Raw genomic sequence first — 10,000 nt, 5'->3', positions numbered from 1 at the left:
TCGTTAGAAGTTTTAAAAGAAGTTTTTTCCTAAGTCTTAACTTTTGCCTTTTACCTTTTGCCTTTTACCTTTAAATCATTACTTTCGCAAATTGATTTAAGAAAGCGACAAAATGAGCACAAAATTTACTGAATACAAAGGACTTGACTTGCCAACAGTAGCATCAGAAGTTCTTGATTTTTGGAAAAAAAACCACATCTTTGAACAATCGGTAACTTCTCGCGAAGGAGCTACACCTTACGTGTTTTTTGAAGGACCACCATCTGCAAATGGTTTGCCTGGAATTCACCACGTTATGGCGCGTGCGATTAAAGATATTTTTTGTCGTTATAAAACTCAAAAAGGTTACCAAGTTAAGCGTAAAGCAGGTTGGGATACACATGGATTACCTGTAGAATTAGGTACCGAAAAAGAATTAGGCATCACCAAAGAAGACATCGGAAAAACCATTTCGGTTACCGAATACAACGAAGCGTGTAAAAGAACCGTTATGCGCTACACCGACGTTTGGAACGACCTTACTGAAAAAATGGGGTATTGGGTAGATATGGAAGATCCGTATGTGACGTACAAATCCAAATACATGGAAACCGTTTGGTGGTTGCTAAAACAAATTTACAACAAAGATTTACTATACAAAGGCTACACAATTCAGCCGTATTCTCCAAAAGCGGGAACAGGTTTATCTTCGCACGAAGTGAATCAGCCAGGTTCCTACCGCGATGTTACGGATACTACGATTGTTGCGCAATTCAAAGCAAAAGACGAAACGTTGCCAAGTTTCTTGCAAGGTTTTGGAACGGTTCATTTCTTAGCTTGGACGACAACTCCTTGGACTTTACCAAGTAATACAGCATTAACTGTTGGACCAAAAATCGATTATGTTTTAGTAAAAACGTTCAATCAATATACTTTTGAAGCAGTAAACGTAGTTTTAGCTAAGAATTTAGTTGGAAAACAATTCGGTGGAAAATATTTTGTAGCAGAATCAGATGCTGATTTTACAAATTATAAATCAGAAGATAAAAAGCTTCCATACCAAATTTTAGCAGAAGCAAAAGGTGCTGATTTAGTAGGAATTCGTTACGAACAATTATTACCATTAGCGTTACCATATCAAAATCCAGAAAATGCGTTTAGAGTAATTTCAGGAGATTTCGTAACTACGGAAGATGGAACTGGAATTGTGCACACAGCACCAACATTTGGAGCTGATGATGCTAAAGTTGCTAAAGAAGCAACTCCAGAAGTACCGCCAATGTTGGTTTTAGACGAAAACGGGAATCCTGTGCCATTGGTAGACTTACAAGGAAGATTTATCAAAGGCTTAGGTGATTATTCAGGAAAATACGTTAAAAACGAATATTACAACGACGGAGAAGCGCCAGAACGTTCAGCTGACGTAGAAATCGCTATCCAATTAAAAGAAGAAAACAAAGCCTTTAAGGTTGAAAAATACGTCCACAGTTATCCACATTGTTGGAGAACGGACAAACCGATTTTATACTATCCATTAGATTCTTGGTTCATCAAAGTAACCGAAATCAAAGATAGAATGTTTGACTTAAACGAAACCATCAACTGGAAACCAAAAGCTACAGGAGAAGGTCGTTTTGGAAATTGGTTAAAAAACGCGAATGATTGGAACTTATCACGTTCAAGATATTGGGGAATTCCTTTGCCAATTTGGAGAAGTGAAGACGGAACTGAAGAAATGTTAGTAGGTTCTGTAGAAGAATTGTACAACGAAATCGAAAAATCCATCACAGCAGGTTTCCAAACAGAAAATCCATACAAAGGATTTAAAATTCGCGACATGAGCGAAGCTAACTACGATTTAGTGGATTTACACAAAAACGTAGTGGATAATATCGTTTTAGTTTCTCCATCAGGAAAACCAATGAAACGCGAAACCGACTTAATTGACGTTTGGTTCGATTCAGGTGCGATGCCTTATGCACAATGGCATTATCCATTTGAAAATAAAGAATTAATAGACGAAAACAAAGCTTTTCCAGCAGATTTTATTGCAGAAGGTGTTGACCAAACTCGTGGTTGGTTCTATACATTACATGCTATTGGAACACTAGTTTTTGACAAAATCGCATACAAAAACGTAGTTTCAAACGGATTAGTTTTGGACAAAAACGGACAAAAAATGTCGAAACGTTTAGGAAATGCGGTGGATCCATTCACCACATTGGCAGAATATGGTCCAGATGCTACACGTTGGTACATGATTTCGAATGCGAATCCTTGGGATAACTTAAAATTTGATATCGAAGGTGTGGCTGAGGTTCGTAGAAAATTCTTCGGAACACTTTATAATACGTATTCGTTCTTTGCTTTATATGCCAATATCGATGGTTTTAAATATGATGAGGCGGAAGTTCCATTAAACGAAAGACCCGAAATCGACCGTTGGATTTTATCGGAATTACATACTTTAATTCAATTAGTAGATGAAGCGTATGCAGATTACGAACCAACAAAAGCGGCTCGTGCTATTTCCGATTTCGTGCAAGAAAACTTGAGTAACTGGTACGTTCGTTTGTGTAGAAGAAGATTCTGGAAAGGCGATTATGCGCAAGATAAAATTGCGGCTTATCAAACGCTTTATACTTGTTTGGTAACGGTTGCGAAGCTTTCGGCGCCAATTGCACCGTTCTTTATGGACAAACTTTACAGAGATTTAACACAAGCTACAGGTTCCGAGTCATTTGAAAGCGTACATTTGGCCGAGTTTCCAAAAATGGTTGAAAACTTTGTTGATAAGTCATTAGAAAGCAAAATGATGAAAGCCCAAACGGTTTCTTCTTTGGTTTTATCACTTCGTAAGAAGGAAATGATTAAAGTGCGTCAACCGTTGCAAAGGGTTATGATTCCTGTACTTGACGACAATCAGCGTGCTGAAATTGAGGCAGTTTCTGACTTAATTAAAGCAGAGGTAAACGTGAAAGAAGTGGAGTTGTTAGACGATGCTTCGGGTGTTTTAGTGAAGCAAATTAAGCCTAATTTTAAAACATTAGGACCACGTTTTGGCAAGGATATGGGATTGATTTCCAAAGAGATACAAAATTTTGGACAGGAGCAAATTGCGAAATTAGAGCGTGATGGCGAGCTAGTTATGGAAATTGCAGGAAAAAGTATAACTTTATCACAAGATGATGTTGAAATTTCATCGCAAGATATTCCAGGTTGGTTAGTGGCTAATTCAAACGGAATTACAGTAGCGTTAGACATTACAATTTCCGATGAATTAAGAAAAGAAGGGATTGCGAGAGAATTAATCAACAGAATCCAAAATATCAGAAAAGATTCTGGATTTGAAGTGACTGACAAGATTACCGTTAAAATGGAAAAAAATCCGCAAGTTGAGGAAGCCGTTTTAGCTAATGAATCGTATATTAAGTCAGAAACACTAACCGAATCATTAATTTTTGTGGAAAACCTTGAAAATGGTACGGAAATTGAGTTTGATGATATTAAAACAAGCATATTAATTTCAAAATAAAAGCCAAAAGCTTTTAATCAACGTATAACTATAAAAAAATATTGAAATTATGGTAGAGGAGCAAATTAGATATTCAGACGCTGATTTGGCTGAATTCAAAGCGTTAATTCAAGCGAAATTAGAAAAAGCTAAAAACGACTTAGAGCTTATTAAGAGTGCTTATATGAATGACTTAAACAATGGAACTGATGATACATCACCAACGTTTAAAGCATTTGAAGAAGGCAGTGAAACCATGAGTAAAGAAGCCAATTCGCAATTAGCTATTCGTCAAGAAAAATTCATTAGAGATTTAAAAAATGCCTTGATTCGTATCGAGAACAAAACCTATGGTATTTGTAAAGTTACAGGCAAATTAATAAGTAAAGAAAGATTAAAAATCGTTCCTCATGCAACTATGAGTATCGAAGCAAAAAACTTGCAACGTTAATCTTTTTACAAAATTATACTAACGCTCCGTTTGGGGCGTTTTTTATTTGATAAATTCCACTATTTTTGCAAAAAAATTGAACATGTCGTTAAAGAAAGCCTATTTATTAATCATTGCTATTTTACTAATTGATCAGATTTCAAAAATCTATATCAAAACACATTTTTTTATTGGAGAATCCATAAAAGTAATGGGTTTAGAATGGTTTCAAATTCATTTTATAGAGAATGAAGGCATGGCTTGGGGCGCTGAAATTCCAGGCGAACATGGGAAATTAATCTTAACCTTATTCCGAATTGTAGCCGTAGGTGGAATCGCATGGTGGTTGTGGGATTCAGTGAGAAAGCATGCTTCTAATTATTTGATAGTAGCCATTGCTTTGATTTTTACAGGAGCTTTAGGAAATATTATCGATTCTGTTTTTTACGGTGTCATTTTTAACGATAGTTATCATCAAGTAGCAACCGCTTTTTCAGACCAGCCTTATGGTACTTGGTTTCACGGCGAAGTAGTAGATATGTTCTATTTTCCAATGTGGGAAGGAAACTTGCCTTCTTGGTTGCCAATTTGGGGTGGCAAACAATTCACTTTCTTCAACGCTATTTTCAACGTAGCCGATGTAGCGATTTCAACGGGTGTTGGAATTTTAATTGTTTTCAACAAAAGAGCTTTTGCTCATGCTGATAAAGAGGAAGTGAAAGTTGAGGGAAATTAAAATTGTAAAACCCCCTCAGGCGTCACACAAAAATCCAATTTCACATCATTTGCTGAAACATCGTCAATTTTTTCTTCTGGCGGAAAGAACGACAACCCAATTTTAATCGTTTCAGGCTTGCATTTACTTAGAAAGTTATCGTAGAAGCCTTTTCCGTAACCCACGCGATTTCCTTGCTTGTCATAAGCTAAAAGCGGCACAAAAACCACATCAATTTTCGCATCAGGCACTTCTAAACCATCAACAGGTTCAGGAACTTTGTAACTGTTCTTTTTGATTTTGGTATTATCCGTTAATAAAAAATGCGTCATTCCTAAAGTAGCAAATTCGCACTTCGAAATGACGATTTCTTTATCTTTTCCCGCTAAAATTTGAAGAATATATTCGGTATTGATTTCTTTTAGCTCTTCAATCGTTAAAAACAAATGATAATACAATTTGTCCCAAATGTCCATGTGCAACAATTGGTTCGCAATCGCTAAACTTTTGTCTTCGATTTCTTCTTGAGTTAACTTTTGCCTTTCAGCTTTTGCTTTTTGCCTTAACGATTTCTTATTCAACATCTGTTTATCTATCTAATAGTTCATACGTTACATAAAGAGAGTATGTAATAGTTTGTTCAGGTTGTTTGTTGTTGTTTGATAAATAGTTGGAAGTTCCCCCTGTTACACTCGAATTTGGCGTATTATCATCAATAATTAAAAGCTTTCCAATTTTTTTATTGGATTTTGATGCTAAAAATTCAGCTTTTGCCTTAGCATTTTCTAGTGCTTTAGATGATATTTCTTGAGCTAATCTCTCTGATTTATCAAACACATAATTAATTTGTACCGCTGTAACTCCGTTTACTTTTAGGTTATTGATTAACTCAATTCCCTTTTCAATGTTGTTTAATGATAGACTATAATTTCGGGTATTATTACCAAAAGTCTTATCTGAAATAGATTGAAAACTCAGTTTTTCTTTAGAATAATTGTTTTTTGTAATAAAGGATTGAACTTCTTCCAATACTTCCGAAATAGTTTTAATGACTTGTTTTTCTTTACTATAAGTAAGCGTTGTTACTTCTTGAAGTGTAAAAACCAATTCTATTTCAGTTGCTTTTATAGTTTCGGAGTGTTTTCCAACTACTCTAATTTGATTCTCTGTTGGTTGTGCAAATGTCAAATACGACAATGCAACAAATAAAATTGTTGTAAGTTTTTTCATGAGTTATAGTTTCCACTTAAAACTCAAAAATACCGAAATTATTATAACTTTTTTAGTTCTTCAATAAATTTAGTCAAATGTTCTACTTCTACGTGATCCATTAACACAATTTTGTACCATCTATTGTGTTCATTGTGTTGTTGCGGTACCAAATCGTACTTTTCAGCAATTTTTTCCGGAATAGATTCGGCATGAATCGTTACGATATTCATAAAGGGTTCACGGAAATATTTGATATTTAGTTTATCTAACTCGTGACATAAAAATTGGGTACGCATTTGTAAAACACTCACTTTTTCAAACCAGCCATAAGCTCCGTAAGTGAATAAAATCATCCAAACCGCCACGGCATTTGCACCTGAGCGACTTCCGCAAAGGGTTAAATCCATTCCTTCTACGTATTCTGCTTCTTTGGTTAATACGTTTTCGATTAAACCTTTTCGACAAACAAAAACACCTGTTCCATAAGGAGCTTGCAACATTTTGTGCGCATCAATCGTAATCGAACTAATTTTCGGATTACTAAAGTTGATATTCGATTTTTGATTGCTAAACGGATAAACAAATCCGCCATAAGCACCGTCAATATGTAATCGATAAGTTGCTTCATTTTTCTCAAGTACGGAAATGTAATCATCAGGATTATCAACCGAACCAAACATGGTTGTTCCCATATTGGAAACGGCGATGAAGTATTTTTTACCTTTATTTTTCGCTTCTGAGATGATTTTGTCTAAAGCATTGACATCAATTTCACGATTTTCAAAACCAACTGGAATTTTCAACCAATCAATTTGCAATAAATTAGAAGCTTTTGGAATGGAATAATGGGTGTCTTCCGAGGCTAAAATGGCAATTTCGCCTAGTTTTGCATCGAATTTGTGCATGAATTCATTTCTAAAAACCCAAATCGCTTGAATATTCGCTTCCGTTCCGCCAGGAGCGATGTAACCATCGAATTCGATTTCTTTGGCTTTGAAAATATCAACGGCAATTACGTTTAAAACTTCGCGCTCAATTTCTTGTGTACCATAAAACGCTTTTTCAGAAGTCCCAAAAGTGTGACAACCAATGTTATTTGGATTGGCAACATAGGTTTGAAGCGTTGGTGCATCTTTCAAAAATGGCGCATCATCATAAAAAACGCGACTATCTAATTTAGACGCAGGATAACCTAAAGAAGCATCTTTTGAGAAATTTACATTATCGTGTAAAGCCTTTTCAATACGGGCTTTTCTTTCTTCGTGTGTTAATTTTTTCCAGAAGTTCATACCTAAAAATTTTGGCGAATTTACAGTTGAAAAACCAATAAAAACATGATAATTGTTAGCTTTCCTATTCTAAATGAGTAGAAATGTGAAAAATAGCATCGCCTTGATAAATAATGGGTGCGTCATTCACATTGATTATATAACCTTCATGGGGTGCTTTTACTTTATGTTCGATTTTTCCATAAGGATCAGAAATAGTTGCTAATAATTCGCCTTTTTTGACAAAACTTCCAATTGTTGTTAAACCATGAAACATGCCGGAATATTTAGCTCTAATCCAACTCGATTTTTCAATGTAAATGGTTTTATTTTGAGGATTAGTTACTTTCTTTCTCGGATTTAACATTTCTAAATGTTGTAAAAAACGTTTAGTTCCTTCCACCGCTTCTTCAGTAACTTGAAGATTTAAATCCAATGATTTTCCACCTTCAAAAAGCAACATTTTAACACCTAATCTATCGCAAGAATTTCGAAACGAACCCGAAATATTCTTCGAATACAACGTAAAAGGCGCATTGAAAACATCCGAAAGTTCCTTTAATTCAGAGTTTTCAGGCACAATTCTAATTTGCGGAGCATTAAAACGACTCGCACCACCCGCATGAAAATCAATTGCATAATCCACGTGCGGAATAATATCTTTTAAAATATAATACGCAAAACGACTCGCTAACGAACCCGTTTTACTGCCAGGAAAAACCCGATTCAAATCGCGACCATCGGGAAATTCACGCGTTTGATTGACAAATCCGAAAATATTGATAATTGGAATACAAATTATCGTGCCGCGTTTTGGTTTATTGATTTTTTGAATGATTAACTGACGCACAATTTCAGTTCCGTTGATTTCATCACCATGCAAACAAGCCGTGAATAAAACCGTTGGGCCATCAAGTTTTGAGCGTTCCACAATTATTGGAATTTTCAATTTATTCATGGTGTGCAACTTGGCAATTTCCATGTTAATGGTTTTGCTTTCGCCCGCTAAAATGGTTTCTTTTAGTATTACAAGTGGTTTTGAGGCTGTCATTTTTAAAATCTAAAGTGTTAAAAATACAAAAACAATTGTCATTTGGGAACACAGATTTAAGAAATTTGAGAAATTGAAAAAATCTTTTTGCTCTTTGTGTCTTCTTGGTGCCTTTGTGGTTAAAAACTTCAAGAATTCAAAAACAAATCTCTTATCTTTGTTCTTTACTCTTTTCTTAAAAAATGCAAACACCATTAGAACTTCAAATCCAAACCTTGCCTGATAATCCAGGTGTGTATCAATATTACGATAAGGAAGGGAAAATTCTATATGTTGGAAAAGCGAAAAACTTAAAAAAACGCGTTCAATCGTATTTTACTAAGAACCACGACAATTATAAAACGTCGGTTTTAGTTAAGAAAATTGTAACCATAAAACACATTGTTGTTCCTACCGAAACTGATGCTTTGTTATTGGAAAATAATCTGATAAAAAAGTTACAACCACGTTATAATGTGTTGCTTCGCGATGATAAAACCTATCCTTGGATTTGCATCAAAAACGAACGATTTCCAAGAATTTTCTCTACCCGAAAAATGATTAAAGATGGTTCGGAATATTTTGGACCGTACACGAGTTTTAAAACCGTTCATACGATTTTGGATTTGATTAAAGAATTGTATCCACTTCGAACTTGTACTTACGATTTGTCGAAAGCGAATGTTGATTCAGGAAAATTTAAAGTGTGTTTGGAATATCATATTGGCAATTGCAAAGGTGCTTGTGAAGGATATGAAACGGCTGAAAACTATCAAAATCAAGTGGAGAAAATCCGTCAAATTTTGAAGGGAAATTTCAAAGAAAGTTTGAAAGATTTCAAGAAATTAATGACCGATTTAGCGATGGAAATGAAGTTTGAAGAAGCGCAAAAAATCAAAGAAAAAATAGAAGTTTTAGAAAATTACCAATCGCGTTCTACGGTTTTGAATCCGAAAATTACCAATTTGGATGTGTTTTCGATTATTTCCGATGAAACGATGGCGTATGTGAACTTTTTACAGATTTCGCATGGAGCCATTGTGCGTTCGCATACGTTGGAATTAAAGAAAAAATTAGACGAAACCAACGAAGAATTGTTAGAATTAGCTGTGGTAGAATTACGCGAACGTTTTCATTTGAATGCACGAGAAATTGTGGTTCCTTTTCCAATAGATTTAGGAGAAAATGTAAAAGTCACGGTGCCACAATTGGGCGATAAAAAGCAAATTTTAGATTTATCAGAACGTAATGCCAAATTTTATCGACTAGACCAATTAAAACAAATTCAGATAGTCGATCCAGAACGTCATACGAATCGCATCATGGCACAAATGCAGAAAGATTTGCGTTTATCAGTAGAGCCAAGACATATTGAGTGTTTCGATAATTCGAATATTCAAGGAACCAATCCCGTTTCGGCTTGCGTGGTTTTTAAAGACGGAAAACCTAGTAAGAAAGATTATCGTCATTTTAATATCAAAACGGTTGAAGGTCCAAATGATTTTGCTTCGATGGAAGAAGTGGTGTACCGAAGATACAAACGCATGTTAGATGAAAATCAACCTTTACCCCAATTGATTATTATTGATGGAGGAAAAGGACAATTGTCTTCGGCTTTAAAAAGTTTGGATGATTTAGGATTACGAGGAAAAATTGCCATTATCGGAATTGCAAAACGTTTGGAAGAATTGTTTTACCCTGGTGATTCGGTGCCGTTGTATTTGGATAAAAAATCGGAAACCTTGAAAGTGATTCAGTATTTACGAAACGAAGCCCATCGATTTGGAATCACACATCATCGCGACAAGCGAAGTAAATCGGCTTTAACCAATAGTTTGGAAAGTATTCCGGG

8 protein-coding genes are annotated in these 10,000 nt (G+C 35.1%); 4 read left to right on the top strand and 4 right to left on the bottom strand.

Features of this window, described 5'->3' with window-relative positions; genetic code table 11:
- Positions 1 to 112 precede the first annotated feature (112 nt).
- The 3 genes from ileS to LDL23_RS01390 all read left to right on the top strand — a co-directional run bounded on the left by ileS (position 113) and on the right by LDL23_RS01390 (position 4,659).
- Positions 113 to 3,514 (top strand): isoleucine--tRNA ligase, encoded by a 3,402-nt coding sequence (gene ileS / locus LDL23_RS01400; protein WP_291264107.1) that lies wholly within the window; start codon positions 113 to 115, stop codon positions 3,512 to 3,514.
- A gap of 49 nt (positions 3,515 to 3,563) precedes the next feature.
- The gene (locus LDL23_RS01395) at positions 3,564 to 3,944 is read left to right on the top strand and encodes a TraR/DksA C4-type zinc finger protein (protein WP_026725150.1); all 381 of its coding nucleotides are present in this window, start codon (positions 3,564 to 3,566) and stop codon (positions 3,942 to 3,944) included.
- 82 nt (positions 3,945 to 4,026) lie between these two features.
- The gene (locus tag LDL23_RS01390) at positions 4,027 to 4,659 is read left to right on the top strand and encodes a lipoprotein signal peptidase (protein ID WP_291264106.1); all 633 of its coding nucleotides are present in this window, start codon (positions 4,027 to 4,029) and stop codon (positions 4,657 to 4,659) included.
- Here LDL23_RS01390 and LDL23_RS01385 read toward each other — a convergent pair.
- From LDL23_RS01385 to LDL23_RS01370, 4 genes are all read right to left on the bottom strand, one after another.
- Complete coding sequence (locus LDL23_RS01385; RefSeq protein WP_291264108.1) at positions 4,656 to 5,219, bottom strand: 5-formyltetrahydrofolate cyclo-ligase; 564 nt, start codon at positions 5,217 to 5,219, stop codon at positions 4,656 to 4,658. The two genes, LDL23_RS01390 and LDL23_RS01385, sit on opposite strands and share 4 nt — an antisense overlap.
- Positions 5,220 to 5,226: 7 nt before the next feature.
- Positions 5,227 to 5,868 (bottom strand): SIMPL domain-containing protein, encoded by a 642-nt coding sequence (locus LDL23_RS01380; protein ID WP_291264105.1) that lies wholly within the window; start codon positions 5,866 to 5,868, stop codon positions 5,227 to 5,229.
- Positions 5,869 to 5,909: 41 nt separating this feature from the next.
- On the bottom strand, positions 5,910 to 7,139 hold the full coding sequence (locus LDL23_RS01375; protein WP_291264104.1) for an aminotransferase class I/II-fold pyridoxal phosphate-dependent enzyme: 1,230 nt from the start codon (positions 7,137 to 7,139) through the stop codon (positions 5,910 to 5,912).
- Positions 7,140 to 7,203: 64 nt separating this feature from the next.
- Positions 7,204 to 8,169 (bottom strand): succinylglutamate desuccinylase/aspartoacylase family protein, encoded by a 966-nt coding sequence (locus tag LDL23_RS01370; RefSeq protein ID WP_291264103.1) that lies wholly within the window; start codon positions 8,167 to 8,169, stop codon positions 7,204 to 7,206.
- A 182-nt stretch (positions 8,170 to 8,351) separates the two neighbouring features.
- On the opposite strand from LDL23_RS01370, the gene uvrC reads away from it, so the two are divergent.
- Positions 8,352 to 10,000, top strand: a 1,649-nt coding sequence (gene uvrC, locus LDL23_RS01365; protein ID WP_291264102.1) for an excinuclease ABC subunit UvrC, incomplete at its 3' end; no start/stop codon positions are given.

It is taken from the genome of Flavobacterium sp. (genome assembly GCF_020217025.1).
Taxonomy (GTDB): domain Bacteria; phylum Bacteroidota; class Bacteroidia; order Flavobacteriales; family Flavobacteriaceae; genus Flavobacterium.
Note: the sequence above shows the minus strand (reverse complement) of the source record. Positions and strands in the feature narration are given on the sequence as shown.